At 62.4% G+C, this 20,381-nt stretch carries 21 protein-coding genes; 18 read left to right on the top strand and 3 right to left on the bottom strand.

What is annotated here, in order from left to right:
• The first annotated feature begins 2 nt into the window (after positions 1 to 2).
• Entirely contained in the window at positions 3 to 1,103 is a 1,101-nt protein-coding gene (locus tag FHU29_RS09515) for a UDP-N-acetylmuramate dehydrogenase (RefSeq protein WP_423785873.1), read from the top strand.
• Here the strand turns inward: FHU29_RS09515 and FHU29_RS09510 are convergent.
• Positions 1,094 to 1,849: an SDR family NAD(P)-dependent oxidoreductase gene (locus tag FHU29_RS09510; protein ID WP_064441222.1), complete on the bottom strand. Its 756-nt coding sequence runs from the start codon at positions 1,847 to 1,849 to the stop codon at positions 1,094 to 1,096. The two genes, FHU29_RS09515 and FHU29_RS09510, sit on opposite strands and share 10 nt — an antisense overlap.
• A 38-nt stretch (positions 1,850 to 1,887) precedes the next feature.
• On the opposite strand from FHU29_RS09510, the gene FHU29_RS09505 reads away from it, so the two are divergent.
• The 7 genes from FHU29_RS09505 (at position 1,888) to FHU29_RS09475 (ending at position 9,441) form a co-directional block, all read left to right on the top strand.
• Positions 1,888 to 2,763 (top strand): alpha/beta fold hydrolase, encoded by an 876-nt coding sequence (locus FHU29_RS09505; RefSeq protein WP_064441263.1) that lies wholly within the window; start codon positions 1,888 to 1,890, stop codon positions 2,761 to 2,763.
• Between the two features lie 71 nt (positions 2,764 to 2,834).
• On the top strand, positions 2,835 to 4,181 hold the full coding sequence (gene mshA / locus FHU29_RS09500) for a D-inositol-3-phosphate glycosyltransferase (protein ID WP_064441221.1): 1,347 nt from the start codon (positions 2,835 to 2,837) through the stop codon (positions 4,179 to 4,181).
• 99 nt (positions 4,182 to 4,280) lie between these two features.
• Positions 4,281 to 4,856 (top strand): type III secretion system chaperone family protein, encoded by a 576-nt coding sequence (locus tag FHU29_RS09495; protein WP_064441220.1) that lies wholly within the window; start codon positions 4,281 to 4,283, stop codon positions 4,854 to 4,856.
• Positions 4,857 to 4,954: 98 nt separating this feature from the next.
• Positions 4,955 to 6,544: an AMP-binding protein gene (locus tag FHU29_RS09490; RefSeq protein ID WP_064441219.1), complete on the top strand. Its 1,590-nt coding sequence runs from the start codon at positions 4,955 to 4,957 to the stop codon at positions 6,542 to 6,544.
• A gap of 80 nt (positions 6,545 to 6,624) precedes the next feature.
• A complete protein-coding gene (locus FHU29_RS09485) occupies positions 6,625 to 7,371 on the top strand; it encodes a phosphoglyceromutase (protein ID WP_064441218.1) in 747 nt (248 codons plus the stop codon).
• A gap of 160 nt (positions 7,372 to 7,531) precedes the next feature.
• Entirely contained in the window at positions 7,532 to 8,758 is a 1,227-nt protein-coding gene (locus FHU29_RS09480; protein WP_064441217.1) for a sensor histidine kinase, read from the top strand.
• Entirely contained in the window at positions 8,755 to 9,441 is a 687-nt protein-coding gene (locus tag FHU29_RS09475) for a response regulator transcription factor (protein ID WP_064441216.1), read from the top strand. The genes FHU29_RS09480 and FHU29_RS09475 overlap by 4 nt, the downstream gene beginning before the upstream one ends.
• 91 nt (positions 9,442 to 9,532) lie before the next feature.
• On the opposite strand, the gene FHU29_RS09470 is transcribed toward FHU29_RS09475, so the two are convergent.
• On the bottom strand, positions 9,533 to 10,309 hold the full coding sequence (locus FHU29_RS09470; RefSeq protein WP_064441215.1) for a DUF3109 family protein: 777 nt from the start codon (positions 10,307 to 10,309) through the stop codon (positions 9,533 to 9,535).
• Positions 10,310 to 10,341: 32 nt separating this feature from the next.
• Here FHU29_RS09470 and FHU29_RS09465 point away from each other — a divergent pair, with 32 nt between their 5' ends.
• The 7 genes from FHU29_RS09465 to FHU29_RS09435 all read left to right on the top strand — a co-directional run bounded on the left by FHU29_RS09465 (position 10,342) and on the right by FHU29_RS09435 (position 16,375).
• Positions 10,342 to 11,289 carry a Ppx/GppA family phosphatase gene (locus tag FHU29_RS09465; protein ID WP_074390896.1) on the top strand — a complete coding sequence of 316 codons (948 nt, stop codon included), beginning with the start codon at positions 10,342 to 10,344 and terminating at the stop codon, positions 11,287 to 11,289.
• Between the two features lie 46 nt (positions 11,290 to 11,335).
• Complete coding sequence (locus tag FHU29_RS09460; protein WP_064441262.1) at positions 11,336 to 12,211, top strand: sugar phosphate isomerase/epimerase family protein; 876 nt, start codon at positions 11,336 to 11,338, stop codon at positions 12,209 to 12,211.
• Positions 12,212 to 12,268: 57 nt separating this feature from the next.
• Positions 12,269 to 13,108, top strand: coding sequence for a pyrroline-5-carboxylate reductase (proC, locus tag FHU29_RS09455; RefSeq protein WP_064441213.1), 840 nt, complete (start codon positions 12,269 to 12,271; stop codon positions 13,106 to 13,108).
• 158 nt (positions 13,109 to 13,266) lie between these two features.
• Positions 13,267 to 13,506, top strand: coding sequence for a helix-turn-helix domain-containing protein (locus FHU29_RS09450; RefSeq protein ID WP_013805437.1), 240 nt, complete (start codon positions 13,267 to 13,269; stop codon positions 13,504 to 13,506).
• Between the two features lie 233 nt (positions 13,507 to 13,739).
• Positions 13,740 to 13,841 (top strand): 30S ribosomal protein bS22, encoded by a 102-nt coding sequence (locus tag FHU29_RS09445; RefSeq protein ID WP_003402602.1) that lies wholly within the window; start codon positions 13,740 to 13,742, stop codon positions 13,839 to 13,841.
• Between the two features lie 171 nt (positions 13,842 to 14,012).
• Positions 14,013 to 15,281, top strand: coding sequence for an NAD-dependent epimerase/dehydratase family protein (locus tag FHU29_RS09440; RefSeq protein ID WP_157095252.1), 1,269 nt, complete (start codon positions 14,013 to 14,015; stop codon positions 15,279 to 15,281).
• Positions 15,278 to 16,375, top strand: coding sequence for a lysophospholipid acyltransferase family protein (locus tag FHU29_RS09435; RefSeq protein ID WP_064441260.1), 1,098 nt, complete (start codon positions 15,278 to 15,280; stop codon positions 16,373 to 16,375). Before FHU29_RS09440 ends, FHU29_RS09435 begins: the two co-directional genes overlap by 4 nt.
• A gap of 9 nt (positions 16,376 to 16,384) precedes the next feature.
• Here FHU29_RS09435 and FHU29_RS09430 read toward each other — a convergent pair whose 3' ends face one another.
• Positions 16,385 to 17,308 (bottom strand): HAD family hydrolase, encoded by a 924-nt coding sequence (locus tag FHU29_RS09430; protein WP_064441259.1) that lies wholly within the window; start codon positions 17,306 to 17,308, stop codon positions 16,385 to 16,387.
• Positions 17,309 to 17,468: 160 nt separating this feature from the next.
• On the opposite strand from FHU29_RS09430, the gene FHU29_RS09425 reads away from it, so the two are divergent.
• The 3 genes from FHU29_RS09425 (at position 17,469) to hemC (ending at position 20,381) form a co-directional block, all read left to right on the top strand.
• Entirely contained in the window at positions 17,469 to 17,762 is a 294-nt protein-coding gene (locus tag FHU29_RS09425; protein ID WP_083962410.1) for a glutaredoxin family protein, read from the top strand.
• A 269-nt stretch (positions 17,763 to 18,031) separates the two neighbouring features.
• Positions 18,032 to 19,420 carry a glutamyl-tRNA reductase gene (locus FHU29_RS09420; protein WP_064441211.1) on the top strand — a complete coding sequence of 463 codons (1,389 nt, stop codon included), beginning with the start codon at positions 18,032 to 18,034 and terminating at the stop codon, positions 19,418 to 19,420.
• The gene (hemC, locus tag FHU29_RS09415) at positions 19,413 to 20,381 is read left to right on the top strand and encodes a hydroxymethylbilane synthase (protein WP_041450824.1); all 969 of its coding nucleotides are present in this window, start codon (positions 19,413 to 19,415) and stop codon (positions 20,379 to 20,381) included. The genes FHU29_RS09420 and hemC overlap by 8 nt, the downstream gene beginning before the upstream one ends.

Below are 20,381 nucleotides of genomic sequence, written 5' to 3'. Positions count from 1 at the left end.
CCATCCACTCAACTGACGTTGTGGCGCGGCTCGCTGACGAGTTCGGCGCCGCGGTCTCCTTCGGCACGCCGCTCGCTGCGCACACCACGCTGCGGCTTGGCGGCCCGGCAGCGGCGATAGTGACCTGCACGACGACGGACATGCTCGCCGGCGTGGTCCGCAGGCTCGATCAGGAACAGGTCCCTGTCCTGATCCTGGCGGGTGGTTCGAATCTTGTGATCGCTGATGACGGCGTGGATGCGGTGGTCGTACGGGTGGCGGCAACGTCCTATTCAATAGACGGCGCTGTCGTCCACGCGGAAGCGGGCACGAACTGGGACACCGTGGTTGCCGCGAGTGTCGTTGCGGGCCTCGGCGGACTGGAATGTCTGTCCGGAATTCCGGGCTCAACGGGGGCGACGCCCGTCCAGAACGTGGGTGCCTACGGAGTCGAGATCTCCTCGGTTCTCCGCCGTGTGAAACTGCTCGACCGCGCGAGCGGCAACGTGCACTGGGTGGATCCCGCCGACCTGCACCTGTCCTATCGTCATAGCATTCTGAAGAACACCGACACCGCGGTCGTGCTGTCCGTCGAAATGGGTTTGCTTGACGACGGCCTCAGCGCGCCAGTCCGCTATGGCGAGCTGGCGCGCAATCTGGGCGCGGCAGAAGGAGACCGGGTAGCGGCCGCGCAGGTGCGTGACGCTGTGCTGAAACTGCGTGGCAGCAAGGGGATGGTGCTCAACTCTCAGGATCACGACACCTGGAGCGCGGGCTCCTTCTTCACCAACCCGGTCGTGTCCCGCGAAGACCTTCCACGCGTGCTTGCGGCCATCCATGAGCGCCTGGGTGACGACATCGCCGTGCCACAGTTCGCGAGCGCTGACGGCGGAGTGAAACTCTCAGCCGGATGGCTCATCGAGAGGGCCGGGTTCAGCCGTGGCTTTCCCGGCGAAGACGCTCGCGCGCGGCTGTCGACGAAGCACACGCTCGCGTTGACGAACCGCGGGGATGCGACGACCGCTGACCTGGTTGGCCTAGCACGTACGGTGCGGGACGGGGTGCGTGACGCATTCGGTGTGGACCTGCACCCCGAGCCAGTGTTTGTGGGCGCTCAGCTCTGACCTGGTTCCCGGTGGAACTTTCCGGGTCCCGCCTGTGCCCGCGGTTTGATCATCACTTGGTCGATGTTGACGTGAGAGGGACGCGTCGCGACGAAACTAATTACTTCGGCGATGTCCTCGGCGGACAGGGGAGTGAAGCCTTCGTAGACTTTAGCTGCGCGCTCGTCATCACCCTCAAAACGGACCTTGGAGAATTCCGTCTCGACTGCACCGGGAGCAACTTCCGTGAGGCGGACGGGCTTGCCGAGCAACTCGTCGCGCAGGGTGCGGTGCAGAACCCCCTGAGCATGCTTCGCTGACGTATAGCCGGAGCCTCCGCTGTAAATTTCGAGGGCCGCGATCGACGTGACTGTGACGATCAGTCCGTCACCAGAGTCGATCAGTTTCGGCAGCAGTGCTTTCGTCATCCGCAACGTTCCGAGGACGTTCGTTTCCCACATCCACCGCCAATTGTCCAGGTCAGCATCCATGACGGTTTCGAGCCCTTTGGCTCCGCCAGCGTTGTTCACCAGCACGCTGACACGGGGAATTGCTGTGGTAAACGCATGGACGGACTCGTCGTCGGTGACATCGAGTGGCAGGGCGGTACCGCCGATTTCCTGCGCCAGCGCCTCGATCCGGTCGACGCGCCGCGCCCCCACAATGACGTGGAACCCCGCGTCGGCGAGTGCCCGTGCGGTGGCTTCACCAATTCCCGAACTAGCTCCTGTCACGACCGCGACCCGAGTGTTTTCAGCGATATCCATGATGCTGATGGTAGTAGCGGCGATATAGCGTGGTCGTCATGTTCGCGATCCACCAGGCAATCAGCGCAGACGGAACCCGCATCGTGTACCGGGCGGCGGGCAACCGTGACAATCAGGCTCTTGTCCTGCTGCACGGCTGGGCGCAATCCTCGGCATGCTGGGGTGACGGCGTAATCGATTCGCTCGCGGAGTCGTACCGCGTGCTTGCTCTTGATCTGCGCGGCCATGGCTACTCGGATGCGCCAGCCGCGGGATACGACGACTCCCAGCGCTGGGCAGACGATGTCGCAGCGGTGCTCCTGCGTGACGCGGCTCGTGACCCGGTGCTCGTTGGCTGGTCGTACGGCGGACTTGTGGCATGCGATTACCTCGCCGTGCACGGCGTGCAAGCTGTGGCGGGTCTCGTCCTGGTCGGTGCGGTTACAAGCCTCGGTCGCGATCATCCTGGGGCGGTTACCGGTGACGCGATGAAGCGCGCCATTCCGGGTGCATTCTCTGAAGTGCCGAGAGACGCGATCCGTGCGCTCGGTGGTTTCGGGACGGCGCTTGTTCCGGAGCGTCTGAGTGGCGAACTCGGCGCCGTCCAGCAGGCTCTCTTCGGAGCAAGTCTGGCTACACCACCGCGGGTGCGTGAGGCGCTGTTCCGGCGAAGCGTGGACCATGACGAGATGCTCGGAGGCCTGAAATTGGCCGCGCTGGTAATTCATGGCACCGAGGATCAGGTCGTGGCCCTCGAGACCGCGAAACACAACGCGGAAATGCTGCTCAATGCGCATGCTTCCTTCTGGGCTGATTCTGGGCACGCGCCCTTCGTTGAAAATCCCGGTCGATTCGTGGAAGAGATCTCGAACTTTGTGGGTTCACTTAGGAGAGATGCTTCCGACAGCCGCCGACCCGGCGCGCAGAACCGCTGAAGAGATAGGTCAGGATATCGCCAGTGACCACCCCGGACACCCGCCGGTCTACGCGCGGGACTTTACTTAGCATGCCGTCGCTGCGCCGGATCGCTGTCATCACCGTCCACACTTCGCCGCTGGCGCAGCCCGGGACTGGGGATGCGGGCGGTATGAACGTGTATGTGCTGCAAACGGCGAAGGAACTCGCCGCGCGGGGCGTCGAGGTCGAGATTTTCACACGTGCTACCTCATCCGCAGATCCCGCGTCTGTCACGGCGGCTGATGGTGTGGTTGTCCGCAACATCGTTGCGGGCCCCTTCGAGGGCCTCGGCAAAACCGACTTGCCCAGCCAGATGTGCCCGTTCACCGCGGCAGTGCTCCGCGAGGAAGCGAACCACGCACCCGGCTACTACGATCTAGTCCACTCGCACTATTGGCTTTCCGGCCAGGTCGGCTGGCTGGCGCGCGACCGATGGTCAGTTCCGCTCGTCCATACCGCGCACACCCTCGCGGCGGTGAAAAACGCGTCACTCGCCGAGGGGGACACTCCGGAGCCGCTCGCACGCCGCGCGGGGGAGCAACAGGTGGCCGATGAAGCTGACCGCCTGGTCGTGAACACCGCGGATGAGCGGGCAGCGCTCCAGAATTACTATGACGCGGATCCCGCGAAGATCGATGTTGTTGCTCCCGGCGCTGATCTGACGGTGTACCACCCTGCGAGCAAGCATGCCGCGCGGGCAGCACTGGGGTTCGACGCGGACGAGACAGTGGTGACTTTTGTGGGGCGCATTCAGCCACTCAAGGCTCCGGATGTTCTGGTCCGAGCGGCCGCGGAGATCATTCGCAGGGAGCCCGGACTGCCGCTGCGCCTCGTCGTGGTCGGCGGGCATTCGGGCACCGCGGAACAGTCCTATTCGCTGGTCAGGCTCGCTCACCAGGCGGGCATCGCGGATCGCGTGACGTTCCTGCCACCGCAGCCGTCGGCGCAACTCGCCGACGTGTACCGAGCCTCTGATCTGGTAGCGGTACCCAGCTACTCCGAGTCATTCGGGTTGGTCGCTGTCGAGGCGCAGGCATGCGGAACACCTGTTATCGCCGCGGATGTCGGCGGACTGGGGGTCGCCGTCAATCATGGGGTTACCGGGACCCTTGTCAACGGCCACGCCCCAGGCCTATGGGCGAAAACGATCAGCGAACTCATCCATGATCATGACCGCCGGGCGCGCTATGCCGCCGCTGCGCCGGACCACGCGTCAAACTTCTCGTGGACCCACACGGCTGATGGGCTGCTGCGCAGCTACGACCGTGCGCTCAGCCGAACCGGTGTGAGCCCTGTGCTTGCGGGCGCTGACCGGTTCCGCAGCCGCGTTGCAGATCTTGCCCTGCGCCGCCAGCGAAACAATCGAACGGTCGAGCCCGCAGCGGCGCAGCGCTAACACGCAACGCGATGCCGTCTGCCGGATATCTGGCTGAAATCGATGCTGCCGGGCGTGGCACTCTGGAGGGGTAAGCATCCGGAAGGAGACGCGGAAATCATGGCTGACGAGGTCGCACGATCATTCGGCACAATCGAGGAAACGCTGACAGAACGGGAACTCGAGTTCGAGCGCCGCGGCGATGAGCACGTCATCGTGCAACTGCCTGGCGTGCGCAAGCTGAAAACCACCTGCTTGTTCACCGTGAGCGTGCACGGTGTGCGCATCGAGGCATTCGTGTGCCGCCATCCGGACGAGAACGAACCGGCAGTGCACCAGTACTTGCTGCAGCGAAACCGCAAGCTGTACGGGGTCGCGTACACGATTGACCGCAGTGGCGACATCTACCTTGTGGGGCGCATGGGTCATCACGCTGTGACACCCGACGAACTAGACCGGCTTTTGGGGCAGGTCCTCGAGGCGGCAGACGGCGATTTCAATGTTCTCCTCGAGATTGGTTTCATCTCGTCCATTCGCCGGGAATGGGCATGGCGGATCTCCCGGGGTGAGCCACTCGACAATTTGAAGGCTTTCGAACATCTCATCAAAACTGGAGATGGCAACGGCGGCATAGCTTCTGAAGCCGAGGCCGACGCGGGCGCCAGCCCGGGCAGTGGGCAGGGCGTGCACGGCTGACGGAACCGGGCTGCTCCCAAGGGCTGTGAGAAACTGCTCGGGGCGCGGTGCTACGGTGGGCAAAATCACACCGCGAATTCCCCTCAGCGAGGAGCGAGATGAGCTTCCACAGTCCCTTTCCCGATGTCGAGATCCCTTCCACGAGCATCTACGAGTTCCTCTTTGGCTCGCTAACGGATGCGGAGTTAGAACTTCCCGCCTTCGTTGACGGGCCGTCCGGAGCGGTGACTACCTACGGTGAGCTCATCGCGCACATCAACGGCGTCGCGGGTGCGCTTGCTGCGCGCGGTATCGAGCCAGGCGACGTCGTTGCGCTGCACTCACCGAATGTGCCGGCGTTCGGTTCGGTCTTCCACGGCATCCTCCGCGCGGGCGCCACGGCAACGACGATCAATGCGCTGTACACCGCCGACGACATCGCCAAGCAACTCGAGGACTCCAAGGCGAAGTTCCTCTTCACGGTGTCGCCGCTGCTTCCGCAGGCGAAGGCCGGGGCGGAACAAGCGGGCTTGGCAGCGGAAAGCATTGTTGTCCTTGACGGTTCCGAGGGATATGCCTCGTTGCGTGATCTGCTGACGGAGCTTGCACCGACCCCGCGCGTGACCATCGATCCTGAGGAGCATCTGGCGGTTTTGCCGTATTCCTCGGGTACGACTGGGCGGCCGAAGGGTGTCATGCTCACGCACCGCAATCTCGTTGCGAATGTGTGTCAGGCCAGTGAGGCACTCGGAGGCGGCCAGCACCGGATTCTTTCCGTGCTGCCTTTCTTCCACATCTACGGCATGACGGTGCTGCTGAACATTGCGCTTCGCAACAGGTCGACTCTGGTGACGATGCCGCGGTTCGACCTGATGGAGTTCCTGCGGATCACGTCTGAACACAAGTGCACTCAAGTCTTTATCGCACCGCCGATCGCCGTGGCGCTGGCAAAGCACCCCGCTGTGGACCAGTTCGATCTGTCCAGCGTCGAGCTCGTTTTCTCGGGGGCGGCGCCGCTAGACGCGAATCTTGGCCAGGCTGTCGCTCAGCGCCTCAACTGCCAGGTACGCCAGGGATACGGGATGAGTGAGATGAGCCCGGTGAGCCACCTGATCCCAGTGAATAGAGATGATGTCGCGCTCGACTCGGTTGGTTTCACCGTTCCCAACATGGAGTGCAAGCTCGTCGATCCGGGGACTGGCGAGGAGATTCAGGTTCCCGAGTCTGGTGTCAGTGAGCCCGGTGAACTGTGGTGCAAGGGCCCCAACATCATGCGTGGCTACCTCGGTAACGCTGAAGCAACCGCTGAGACGCTCGTGGAAGATGGGTACCTGCGCACCGGCGATATCGCTACCGTTTCGTCGGATGGTGTCGTGTCGATCGTCGACCGTCTCAAAGAACTCATCAAGTACAAGGGCTACCAGGTCCCGCCCGCGGAGCTAGAGGCGCTGCTGCTGACGCACCCGCAGATCGCGGATGCGGCTGTCATCGGTGTAATCGACGACGAGGGCGAGGAAGTGCCGAAGGCATTTGTCGTTCGCCAGGCAGAATCCGGGCTGACTGAGCAGGAGGTCATCGACTTCGTCGCGGAGAAAGTCTCGCCGCACAAGAAGGTCCGCGCGGTGGAGTTCCTCGATGCCGTCCCGAAGTCCGCGGCCGGAAAGATCCTGCGCAAGGATCTCCGGGCACGGGAGTCAGCTTCAGCCTGATGGCCAGGTCCGTCTCAGATGCTGAGGCGAGTACCCGGTGACAGCACACAAGGGTCCGGTGCTCATGCGAGTATGAAGGTATGAGTATCGGAACCCTTGTTTTGCTTCGTCATGGTGAAAGTGAATGGAACGCCCTCAACCTCTTCACAGGCTGGGTGGACGTGCATCTCACGGAAAAAGGCATCGGCGAAGGAAAACGAGCAGGTGAGCTTCTCGTTGAGAACGAGGTCCTTCCCGACATCCTTTACACGTCTCTGCTTCGCCGTGCGATCAGCACCGCGCACGTAGCCCTCGACGCCGCGGACCGGCTCTGGATCCCGGTAGTGCGCGATTGGCGGCTGAACGAGCGCCACTACGGTGCGCTGCAGGGTAAGAACAAGGCGCAGGTGCTCGCCGAATTTGGTGACGACCAGTTCATGCTGTGGCGGCGCAGTTACAGCACCCCGCCACCCCCGATTGAGCGCGGCAGTGAGTACAGCCAAGACACGGACGAGCGCTATGCGGATATCGACGGCGGACCGCTGACCGAGTGCCTGTCTGACGTCGTCACGAGGCTGATTCCGTATTGGGAAGAGACCATCGCGCGTGACCTGCGTGCCGGGAAGACCGTCTTGGTCGCAGCACATGGCAACTCGCTGCGTGCCCTCGTCAAGCACCTCGACGAGATCTCGGACGAGGACATCGCCGGAATGAACATCCCGACAGGTATCCCGCTGGTGTACGAATTCAGCGGCGACGATCTGAAGCCAGCCAACCCCGGCGGAACCTACCTCGATCCAGCGGCAGCTGCGGCAGGTGCGGCAGCGGTCGCAGCCCAGGGCAAGTAAGGCTTACGAACTGTCGACAATAACGATCATGAAGTGAATCCGTCGCGGATCTATCCGTTTAGTGAACAAAAGGGAAACGCGGATAGAGGAAACTGTGACGTGCATTGAAAAGTGCACGCGAAATTAGGGTGTCTGTTCCTTTTTCCGTACGATTTACACTGTGACGATCGTTCAGGCTGTACTGCTGGCGGTGCTTGCAGCGGCCATAGGTGCGATTGCCGGCTCGGCAATCAATTCGCGACTGCAGGCACGCGCCAAGGCGCGCGAGGATGCACGTGAGGGTCTGACAGTGTCGCAGGTCCTCGACCTCGTCGTCTCGTCCTCACCAATCGGGATCGCAGTTGTCGACGAGCACCAGCACGTGCTGATGTCCAATCTGCGTGTGGAAGAGCTTGGGGTGGTGCGTAACCACTTGCTCGATGACCGGGCATGGGTTGCGAGTCAAAAGGTGTTCGCCAATGGCGAGAGTGTTGATTTTGATGTGTCGGAAAAAATGCAGCCCTTCGTGCGCGGGGCTGTTGCGGTACGCGGCCACGCACACCTGCTCCATTCTGCCGATCCACGAATTGCCGTGATTTACGCCGAGGACGATTCTGAGCAGGTGCGCATGGAGGCGACGCGGCGCGATTTCGTTGCCAACGTCAGCCATGAACTGAAAACTCCGGTCGGTGCGGTCAGCTTGCTCACTGAGGCGCTGCTTGAGTCAGTCGACGATCCTGATTCGGTGCGCCACTTCGGTGAAAAGATGCTCCACGAGTCCAATCGACTTGGGAATATGGTCAGCGAACTCATCGCGCTGTCACGGCTTCAGGGTGCCGAGAAGCTTCCTGATCTCGATGTTGTTGACGTCGATTCGGTGGTGTCCGAAGCGATGGAACGCTCCTCGGTGTCCGCGGAAGCCGCGGAAATCACCATTACGACTGATTTCCCCAGTGGTCTCGAGGTACTCGGCGATCGCACGTTGCTCGTCACCGCCCTCACCAACTTGCTGTCGAATGCGATCTCGTATTCGCCTCCCAAGACCCCGGTCACAATCAGCCGGAATTTGCGGGACACCAATGTCGAGATCAGCGTGACCGATCGCGGAATTGGCATTGCCCCGGAATACCATGAACGGGTTTTTGAACGATTCTTCCGGGTGGATAAGGCGCGCTCCCGCGCAACTGGCGGGACCGGACTAGGGCTAGCGATTGTGAAGCATGTTGCCGCGAACCACAATGGTTCGATTCGCATGTGGAGCCGCCCGGGAACTGGATCGACTTTCACCCTTGTGCTGCCTGTCTACGTGGAGGCAGATGACGCGGCCGAGGAAACTCCCGTTGGCCGGGGATCAGGTGAGCCCAGAGTGGAACCCAGAGCGAAAAACAGAGAGGAAGTACGCCGGTGACAAGTGTGCTGATCGTCGAAGACGAGGAATCCCTGGCCGATCCGCTAGCATTCCTGCTCCGCAAAGAGGGGTTCGAGGTCACGATTGCCGCCGACGGTCCTGCAGCTCTTGATTCATTCGATGTTGCGGGCGCGGACATTGTTTTGCTCGACATCATGCTTCCTGGCATGAGCGGTACCGAAGTATGCAAGCAGCTGCGGGCACGCTCGACCGTGCCCGTGATCATGGTGACAGCCCGCGACAGTGAGATTGACAAGGTGGTGGGGCTCGAAATCGGCGCGGACGACTATGTCACGAAGCCTTACTCGTCCCGAGAATTGATTGCGCGTATCCGGGCGGTCCTGCGTCGCGGTGTGGAGCCTGAGGCAGAACCTTCGGGTGACACGGTTCTCGAAGCGGGGCCGGTCCGAATGGATGTCGACCGGCACATCGTGCAGGTCAGCGGCGCATCTGTGACGCTGCCACTGAAAGAATTTGACCTGCTGGAGTACTTGCTGCGCAACAGTGGACGCGTGCTGACTCGCGGCCAGTTGATCGATCGGGTCTGGGGCGCCGATTATGTCGGTGATACCAAGACCCTTGACGTCCACGTGAAGCGGCTGCGGTCGAAGATCGAGCAGGACCCGGCCAAGCCCCGCCATCTTGTGACTGTGCGAGGGCTCGGATACAAGCTCGAGCCGTGATTTCGGTCAGCCGCACTAGTTCTGAACAGCCGCGTTAGAAGCAGCTAACGCGGCTGACTCATTGCTACCGCGGCTGCTTAGCCCAGTGCGATCAGGCCTGCTTGGTGGCCGGGTGGATCGCGATGAGTCTGTGATTGCCCTGATCTCCGCGGCGCTTGCAGATCTTCGCGAGCTTCTTGTATGCGTCGTCGCCGATCAGCGCCCGCAACTCGGGGCCGTACGACTTCCAGACAGGTTCGGAACCGACGTGCGCTTCCGGTGAGGAGGTGCACCACCAGGTGAGGTCGGCGCCACCCGATCCCCAGCCGCGCCGGTCGAACTCGGTCAAGGTGGTCTTCAGGACCTGCTCGCCGTCGGGACGCGTTATCCATTCCTGCGAGCGGCGGATGGGCAATTGCCAGCACACATCCGGCTTGAGTTCGAGCGGATGTCTGCCCGTTCGCAACGCGAGACCGTGTAGCGAACATCCCGGGCCGCCGGCGAATCCAGGCCGATTCAGGAAGACGCATGCGCCGTCGTGCTGCCGGGTCCGAAGGGCATCTTCGCCCTCCAGTTCGTCGGTTTCGAAGATCTCAGGCTCGCCATAAAATTGCCAGTCTGCTTCGGTCAGTTCCTCCGCTGCCCGCGATACACGGTCGCGGTCTTCGTCGTCGGCAAGGAAAGCGCCATGGGAACAGCAGCCGTCCGATGCCCGGCCCGGCACAATGCCGTGGCATTTGGGGGTGCCGAATACGCAAGTCCAGCGTGAGAGCAGCCAGGTCAGATCGGCGCTGATGAGATGATCGGAATCCGCGGGGTCCAGGAACTCGACCCATTCACGTGGAAAGTCCGGCTCGACTTCGGGGACACTTGGGCGAGGCGGGGTCACAGCGTCCGACGGTAGCGGTCTAAGTTGGACATGTGCGCCTTGGGGTCCTCGATGTGGGCAGTAATACGGTTCATCTACTGATGGTAGACGCTCATCGCGGTGGTCATCCGACCCCGATGAGTTCGACGAAGGCAGCGCTGCGGCTTGCTGAGCAGATGGACAAGAATGGTGATCTGACGAAGAAGTGCGCCGACAGCCTTGTCACTACGGTTGCCGAGTTCTCAGGTATCGCGCAGTCATCCGGCTGTGAGGAGTTGATGGCATTCGCAACGTCCGCGGTCCGCGACGCGAAAAACTCTGAGGCTGTGCTGGCGCGCGTCAAAGAAGAAGCAGGGGTGGCTCTCGAGGTGCTCCCTGGCGTGGAGGAAGCCCGCCTCACCTTCCTGGCCGTGCGTCGCTGGTACGGGTGGAGCGCTGGGCGAATCCTGAACCTCGATATTGGCGGTGGATCACTCGAAATCAGCACGGGCATCGACGAAGATCCGGACGCGGCGATGTCCTTACCGCTGGGTGCGGGGCGGCTCACCCGGGACTGGCTTCCTGAAGACCCTCCTGATAGGCGCCGCATCGCTGTGCTGCGTGACTGGCTCGATGCTGAACTCTCCGATGTGGCGAAGCAGATCAGGGAAACCGGCAGACCGGATTTAGTGGTAGCCACCTCCAAAACTTTCCGGTCTCTGGCGCGGCTGACGGGGGCCGCGCCTTCCTCAGCTGGCCCGCGGGTGAAGCGGACCCTGACCGAAGCCGGGCTCCGTCAGATCATCGCCTTCATCTCACGGATGACAGCCTCCGATCGCGCGGAACTCGAAGGGGTGAGTTCGGATCGTGCTCCACAGATCGTCGCGGGCGCCCTTATCGCGGAGGCGGCTATGCGTGCGCTGTCGATCGATACGGTGGACATTTGCCCCTGGGCATTGCGAGAGGGTCTAATTCTCCGCAAGCTCGACACCGGGTTCGGCAATGGGGAAGCGGGCGAATGAGCGGCTGGGAGCGAGACACAGTGAGTGCAGTGCAGTGACGTACGGAATGCGGGGGACACCGCGCAACATCAGAGTGGGTCTGTCCACTGCCTCGGTCTATCCACAAAACACCGAGGCAGCGTTTCAGTACGCTGCTGAACTCGGCTATGACGGTGTCGAAGTTATGGTCTGGGCGGAGCAGATCAGCCAGGACACCGGCACGATTGCGGAGCTGTCGAAGAGGTACGGCGTTCCTATCCTGTCGATCCACGCGCCGTGCTTGCTGATCTCACAGCGCGTGTGGGGTTCCGACCCCGCGACGAAGCTGGACCGGTCCGCTCAGATGGCTGCGGACCTGGGCGCGGATACGGTGGTGGTGCACCCACCGTTCCGATGGCAGCGCAAGTACGTGGATGGCTTCGCGGATCAGGTTATGGGCCTTGAAGCGAGTACCGGCGTGAACATTGCAGTCGAGAATATGTTTCCCATGCGCGCCGACCGGCTGTTCGGGAAGCGAACGAAGTCTGCGGAGCGCATGCGTGTGCGGGGTGGCCCCGGACGTGCGGTCTCTGCCTTCGCGCCGTCATATGACCCGACCGACGTCGATCACCCACATTTCACTCTCGACTTATCGCACACCGCCACTGCTGGCATGGATGCGATTGAACTCGCGGACCGGATGGGGGAGCGGCTCGTTCACGTGCACCTCGCGGATGGACGCGGCGCATCGGTCGATGAGCATTTGCTCCCGGGGCATGGAACACAGCCGTGCGCCGAGATCTGTCAGCGGCTGGCCGAACAGAACTTCGAGGGCCAGGTCGTACTCGAGATCAGCACGAAGCATGCCCGCACGACAGGTGAGCGTTCCATGATGCTCGGCGAAGCCCTGCAGTTCGCCAGGAGTCATCTTGGCGTCAGTGCTGGCGATGCGTCGCAGCCCTGAGCCATCCACGGTGCGGCGGCTAGCGAGCGACGCCCCGGTCATGGCAACCTACTCGACATGACCACAATTGCTGTCATCGGCGGCGGACGCATCGGCGAAGCCCTGATTTCCGGACTGCTCGCATCAGGTCGCGAACCGCGTGACGTCGTCGTTTCCGAAAGGATGGCTAGCCGCGCCACCGAGCTGTGCCGGAGATTTGGTATCCGGGCGCTGTCACTTCGTGATGCGGCCGAAAGCGCGGATGTGGTGGTGATTGCGACTAAACCGGGGGACGTGGGCAACGTTGTCGACCACCTCGTCCAGGTGCTTGACGACTCGGATCGCGAGAAGACAGTCGTTTCTCTCGTCGCCGGTCTCACCGCGGGCTGGTACGAGGCCAAATTGCCCGCGGGCACGCCCGTTGTGCGGGTCATGCCGAACACTCCGATGTTGGTCAATCAAGGTATGTGCGTTGTCGCTCCGGGGCGCTACGCCGCTGAACAACACATCGCGCTGGTCGAGGAGATGCTGCGTCCGGTCGGGCGTGTGATGACGGTGCGAGAGCAGATGATGGACGTGATCACCGCGGTTTCCGGTTCCGGCCCGGCGTACTTCTTTTTGGTGGTCGAAGCGATGGCAGATGCTGCGGTGAGGCTTGGGCTTACGCGGGACGCTGCTATGGAATTAGTTGTTCAAACAATGACTGGATCGGCAGCAATGCTCCAGCGCACCCTCGATGAAGGTGGCCCCGCGGTGCTTACTGCAGCGAACGAGTTGCGCTACGCGGTGACGTCGCCAGGCGGAACGACCGCTGCCGGGTTGGCTGAACTCGAGCGGAACGGGTTGCGCACGAGCATCTTTGAGGCGCTGGAGGCGGCGCGGGATCGCTCGGTCGAGCTCGGTGAACAACTTGATTGATAGTTGCGGTAGCTAATACCACACAATCGATCTTGTGCCAATTAGGCACACCCGTCGCATTGTGCCCAGTTGTCCCGCTAAGCTCGATAGAGCACGCACGTGTCGACACCGTCGGAGGGGAAGCCGACGGCGCGAGTCGTGCTGGAGGTGAGAACAACATGGCGGCGGATGAATCGCCCACGGCAGGGTCGGCGGATAACGTCACCCAATCGGTTTTTGGAGCGACCAAGTTTCTGACGGTTGCTGAAGTGGCTTCGATGATGCGGGTTTCGAAAATGACCGTGTATCGGCTCGTGCACGGCGGTGACCTGCCAGCGGTTCGCGTCGGCAGGTCATTCCGGGTCCAGGCACAGGCCGTTGATGACTATTTGCGGAAGTCGTATTTCGACGCGGGATAGCGTTTCTGGACCCTCGGTTAACAGGTTGAGCGCGATCGCCGGTAACATCGATCCTCGGCGCGCTAGCCGACTGGCTTATAGTCAACGCCTGGAACGCCGGGCGCTGGCCCGGCCAGTGTTGAGCAGAGGGTTCACAGGGATCCTTTGGCGCAACTCGGCTGGCCGGCAGGTTCCACTATGCGCGGAAACGCGTGTGAAGCAGATGACGTTGAGCAGAACGAGGTGCACCCACAATGGGTTCAGTGATCAAGAAGCGACGCAAGCGTATGTCGAAGAAGAAGCACCGCAAGCTTCTGCGTCGTACGCGGGTGCAGCGTCGCAAACTCGGTAAGTGATCCGCGCGGGGCAGGGCCCGTCTTGGGTCTGCCCCACGCGTTGATGCAATGCATCCCTGCCCGTCACCCCCAAAGGTGGCGGGCTGGTGTGTTATCGCCGCCGCGCCAGGCGCGGGTGGATGTCGTGTTGACCGTTGTCTCACCTCCCCGTATCGGATTAGGGTGGGGGTGGTGAAAACGATGGTGGAGGGGCCAGGGACTTCCGGTATGGAGGTTCCTGGGGACGCCAGTTACTCAGCGGGGGCCAGCACAGTGGTGGATAGTACCGACAGTGACGTTGTGTCCATGCGCGATGAATCGTCGGATACATCGAACACCGAGGTGACAGAGACGCCAGCGACTGCCTCATCCAAAGCTGTTAGCGACGCGGATGAGGGTGACGCCGAGCGGCCTGCTCGGGACAACCGCCCACGCGTCGTTCTGGTCACCGGTGCGAGTCGCTTTCTCGGCGGCTTCCTGACAGCTCGTCTTGCGCAGAATCCCGATATTGAGCGCGTCATCGCGGTTGATGCCGTTCCGCCGTCGAAAGACATGCGGCGGCGAATGGGACGAGCAGACTTCGTCCGCGCCGATATTCGCAATCCGCTGATTGCCAAGGTGGTGCGCAATGCGGAGGTCGACACCGTCGTGCACCTTTCGATGTCATCGCATCCGTCGCGTGCTGGAGGGCGTGCGGCTACGAAAGAGATGAATGTCATCGGGGCAATGCAGCTGCTCGCCGCGTGCCAGAAATCCTCCTCCGTCAAGCGCGTAGTCCTGAAATCGTCTTCCACGATCTACGGATCGAGTTCCAAGGATCCCGCGATGTTCACCGAGGAGATGAGCGCGCGGCGGCCACCAAAAAGCGGCTACGCCAGGGACTGCCTCGATGTTGAGGGATACACGCGCGCTCTCGGCCGCCGCAGGCCTGACATCGCGACAACAATCTTACGTCTCGCGCCAATAATCGGTCCCCGGCTAGAAACGGAACTCAGCCGATTTCTCCTGCAGCCGCTGGTGCCGACGATCATGGGCCGGGATCCTCGCATGCAGCTACTGCATGAGGAGGACGCACTAGCGGCGCTTGAGCGCTCCACAATCTCGCAGGCATCTGGCACGTTCAATATCGCCGCGGACGGAGTGGTCGCCCTTTCTCAAGCGATCAGGCGTGCCGGCGGAGTGCAGGCCCCGATGTTCCCCGCCGCATTCGCGATGCTTTCGGGCCTGCAGAAACGTCTCGGCATGCATGACTACAGCAGCGACCAGTTCGATTACCTGGTGTTTGGCTGCGGCATGGACACCACGCGAATGCAGACCAGGCTGGGTTTTCTGCCGAAATGGACAACGCTCGAGGCGTTCGATGATCTTCTCCGAAGTCGCAGATCGACATCGGTCATTGATCCGGACACAGTACGCAGGCTTGAATCGAAGGTAGTCGCCGCGGCAGCGCGGTGGGCATGAATCCGAGGGAGACAACGGACGTGGCGAAAGTTATTCCGCTGCATGGCGATGGATATGGCCGCCGTGGCCGCGGGGCGCAGCAGGGCGAAGAGGAGTTCGTCGATCCCCACCATCCGTCAGCCGATGCGGACGCACCCATGGATCTCGCCGCGGAACCCGACGAGTCGGCCGAACCTGACGCGCCTGAGCAGGAAGACAAGGGGTCCGGTAATTTCGCGCTCCCTATCCCGATCCCGCTCGGCGGTGTGCGGCACAAACTTGCCGGGCAGGTCGCGGAGACGGCGGCATTCTTGCGACGCCGCGTTACCGGGGACTACGAGGTCGACGAGTTCGGGTACGACGAGCACCTCAACGATGGGGTACTGCTGCCGATCCTGCGGCCGCTGTATGAGAAATGGTTCCGCATCGATGTCTCGGGGATCGAGAACCTCCCCGATCGCGGTGCAGCGCTTGTCGTCGCGAACCATGCGGGCGTCATTCCGATCGACGGCTTGATGACTTCGGTCGCGGTGCATGACCACACCCCCAACCACCGCCCCATGCGAATGCTTGCCGCTGACCTGGTCTTCGAGACGCCCGTCATCTCAATGCTCGCGCGTAAAGCTGGCCACACCCTGGCCTGCAACCCGGACGCGGAGCGCCTGCTGCGCAACGGAGAGCTCACCGCGGTCTTCCCCGAAGGCTTCAAGGGAATCGGCAAGCCGTACGCAGATCGCTATAAGTTGCAGCGGTTCGGCCGGGGCGGTTTTGTCTCGGCAGCGTTGCGGACCGGTGCGCCGATCGTCCCGTGCTCGATTGTGGGTTCGGAGGAAATCTATCCGAAGGTCGCAGATTTCAAACTGCTCGCCCGACTGCTCGGACTGCCGTACTTCCCGATCACGCCGCTTTTCCCGATCCTGGGACCGCTCGGAGCGATTCCGCTGCCAACCAAGTGGCATATCGTCTTCGGGGAACCCATCGATACGCGTGAATACGGCAGCGCCTCGGCAGAGGACCCGATGGTCGTTTTCGACTTGACCGACCAAGTGCGTGAAACTATTCAGCAGACGCTTTACAGGGTCCTCGCGAATCGTCGGAACATTTTCCTGGGGTAAATCCCGCCCTCAGGCTCTGTTCGCCTCCGCGCGGCGGCTCAGGATGGCGGCCGCGGTGCCGCCAAGGGCGCCGAGTGCCAGCGCAGTAGGGATGCCGATCTTGGCCGCCTTGCGGCCGGTGCGGAAGTCCCGTATTTCCCAGCCGCGCGCCTTCGCGACCTCGCGCAGATCTGAATCAGGGTTGATCGCGACCGCTGTCCCTACAGTCGTGAGCATCGGCATGTCATTGAAGCTGTCAGAATATGCGGTGCAGCGGCGCAGGTTCAGGCCCTCACGAGCAGCAAGTGCACGGACCGCGTGTGCTTTCCCTCGCCCGTGCAAGAGGTCACCGACTAGCCGGCCCGTAAACAAGCCATTCTTGCTTTCAAGGACGGTGCCGAGCGCGCCGGTGAGGCCGAGCCGCTTTGCGATCACCTGGGCGAGTTCGAGTGGCGTCGCGGTCACGAGCCAGACTTGCTGCCCGGCATCGAGGTGCATCTGTGCCAGTGCACGAGTCCCTGGCCAAACCTTGTCGGCAATGAGATCGTCGTAGATCTCCTCCCCGAGCTCCATGAATTCGGCGGTAGACCGGCCTGCGATGAAGGCAAGCGCCTTTTCCTTGCCGCTGGCGACATCCTTGCTGCTCTCACGGCCAGTGATCCGGAACTTGAGCTGCTGCCAGCCGAATTTCGCCATATCGGATACCGCAATGTACTTGCGTGCGGCGAGTCCGCGAGCGAAGTGGATAGATGACGCACCCGAGACCATCGTGTTGTCGACGTCGAAGAACGCGGCTGCCGTCAGGTCCCTTGGTACTGAGGGCTCTTCCGCTGCCTCGAATTCCGCTTCGTGGAGCGCGTGCGCGAACTCAGCGCTTGCCTCGCCCGCGATGTTCGCGAGTTTCTCTGCCACGCTCATCCCAAAGGGTCTGCGCGATTCCCACCTGCTGCGCATCCACTCTGAACTTGTGCTCAGAAACCCTGAACGCTCTGGCACGTCCACCTCCCGCGTCGCCGCAACTCTTCCCCACACTAGACGTCGGCAACTATCGCCACACGGCAATGCTGCCGCCTGTGGTCCGATCCACTCTCAATCGCCGATTATCCTGCTGTACGTGGATAGTTCCCCTAATCAGAACACGAGTGGTGATCAAGCGGCACAGGCGCCCGTGGTTCTGTTGACCCGAGCCGGGTGCGCAGCGTGTGAAGTGGCGCGAAACGACCTCGAAGTTCTTCGGCGCAGTGCTGATTTCGAATTCGCTGTCATCGACGTCGACGTGGAAGCGGAGAGGGACCCAGACCTTCGGGCCGAATATGGAGATCGGCTTCCCGTAGTTCTCCTACATGGCGTAGAACACAGTTACGGCGACGTGGATCTCCCAAGGTTGCGCGCCGACCTGGCTAAGTGAGGTTTGCCTAATCATTCGGCCAGCTCACTCGACGAATCGGCGAAGTTGGTAGACGGCATAGCGAACCGTTACGGTTAAGTGAACAGTGCGTCGGGTTTACTGTGATGAGCAGTGATCCACTGGCTGGCGAGGAGCCTTCAACGTGAGGGAACACGATCTGCCCGAGTGGCCTGAGAGGTCCTGCCGTATGAGCGTGAGCGTACACCTCTCGTGCGGGCGAGTTGGCGCGAGCCCCTGCCTCGTTCTGAGATCGGATCGGTGAAACTGCTGTGAGTGTCTTGATGTTGGGGGTTTCCCACCGGAGCGCGCCCGTGCCGGTGCTCGAGCGCGTGGCGATTGCGGATCCGGACCGGCCGAAGATGCTCGACAAAATACTTACGTCGGCTCATGTGTCAGAGGCGATGGTGGTCTCCACATGTAACCGCGTCGAGGTGTATGCCGTCGTGGATGCATTCCACGGCGCGCTCGCCGACCTTACGAACCTCCTGGCGGACCATTCTGGACTTGGGCTGGGTGACCTGACCCGCCACATGTACGTCCGTTACAGCGAAGCTGCCGCCGAGCATCTCTTTGCGGTAGCCAGTGGTCTCGATTCGATCGTCGTGGGCGAACAGCAGATCCTCGGCCAGATTCGCACCTCGTACGCGGAAGCCGATGCGCATAACACCGTCGGCCGGACGCTCCACGAACTCGCGCAGCAAGCGCTCCGTGTCGGCAAACGAGTGCACAGTGAGACGGGGATCGACGCTGCAGGCGCTTCTGTAGTCTCTGTGGCGCTCGACCGTGCCGCTCGGATCCATGAGGGCCTCGACGGTCGCACGGCAGTGGTAATCGGTGCAGGTGCCATGGCGGGTCTCGCGGTCGCCCATCTGACGCGCGCAGGGGTCGGCGAGATCCTCATCGTCAACCGCACGCTGGAGAAGGCGCAGAACCTCGCGCGAAACGCCACGGAAAACGGTGCGACCGCGTCCGCGATGCACTGGGACCGCCTGGTTGAGGCGCTCGGCGCTGCCGACGTCGCGGTCACATGTACTGGTTCGGTCGGCGCGGTTGTCCACCTCGCTGACGTGCACCATGCAATATCTGCTCGTGCGGGTCGTGAACTCGTCGTGTGCGACCTCGGTCTTCCCCGCGACGTTGACGCGGCAGTCTCCGGCTTGCCTGGCGTGCATGTCCTGGACATGGAGACGTTGCAGCGCGATCCGGGAGCAGGTGCGGCGGCGTCCGATGCGGACGCGGCACGCAGCATCGTCGCCGAGGAACTGGCCGCTTACCTGGACGGCCAGCGGCTGGCGGAGATCACACCGACGGTGGCTGCCTTGCGCCGCCGCGCAGCCGAAGTTGTCGAGGCGGAATTGATGCGGCTCGACTCGAAACTTCCGGCGCTCAGCAACGGTGATCGTGACGAGGTGGCGAACACAGTCCGCCGCGTTGTCGACAAGCTGCTGCACGCGCCGACTGTCCGCGTCAAACAGCTCGCGTCCGCGCCAGGCGGGGACTCGTACGCTGAAGCCCTCCGTGAACTATTCGAGCTCAGCCCGGCGAAAGCCGAAGCGGTTTCCGCGGCCATGGAGTCCGCCCCGGGCGCGCTAGCAGATGATCACACCGCTGCCAGCCTCGACATCATGACAACCCGCAAGGGCCAGCCGGATGCATGAAGGCCAATCACCGCTGCGCATCGGTACGCGGGGGAGTGTGCTTGCGATGACCCAGGCCGGCACCGTCCGTGACGCGATCATCGCAGCCGGATATCCGGCGGAGCTCAAGATCATCCGCACTGCAGGAGACGCGAGCGCGGAACCTGTAGAGAAGATCGGTGTCGGTGTTTTCACTGCGGCCGTGCGCGACGCTCTCGCCGCGAAAGAAGTCGATGTCGCCGTCCACTCGTACAAGGACCTGCCGACAGCGCCTGACGAACGATTCATCCTCGCTGCTGTTCCGCCGAGGGAAGATCCGCGAGATGCGCTGATCTCACGGGACAGCAAAGTGCTAGGGGAACTCGCACCGGGGTCCGTCGTAGGCACGTCCGCGCCGCGCCGGGTGGCGCAGCTCCGAGCGCTCGGCCTGGGGCTCGAAATCGTGCCCTTGCGTGGAAACATTGATACCCGTATCGGGAAAGTGACTTCCGGCGAACTCGATGCCGTGGTACTCGCGCGGGCTGGCCTGGCGCGGGTGGGCCGTGTCGAAGAGATCGCGGAGTCGCTTGACCCCGTACAGATGCTTCCCGCCCCTGCGCAAGGCGCGCTCGCCGTGGAATGCCGTGCGGAAGAGCCCGAGCTCGCCGCGATACTCGCTAAGCAAGACGACCCTGACGCACGCGCGATGGTGAACGCGGAACGGGCGCTGCTTGCGGAACTTGAAGCTGGCTGTACCGCACCGGTCGGTGCACTTGCAGATGTCGTCGAATCACTCGATGATGACGGCGTGATTCATGAGGAACTGTTCCTCCGTGCTTGCGCCGCGGCGCTAGATGGGTCGCGTGTTATTCGCGCGTCGCGAACAGGCAGAGTGGACAAAGCCGTCGAAATCGGCCAAGAACTCGCGCGTGAACTGCTTGACTTAGGCGCACGTGAGCTGATGCCAGCGAACCTGGCTTCAGACTCCGGACCGCCTGGGTGA

Origin of the sequence: Hoyosella altamirensis (genome assembly GCF_014191505.1) — a bacterium.
Taxonomy (GTDB): Bacteria; Actinomycetota; Actinomycetes; order Mycobacteriales; family Mycobacteriaceae; genus Hoyosella; species Hoyosella altamirensis.
Note: the sequence above shows the minus strand (reverse complement) of the source record. Positions and strands in the feature narration are given on the sequence as shown.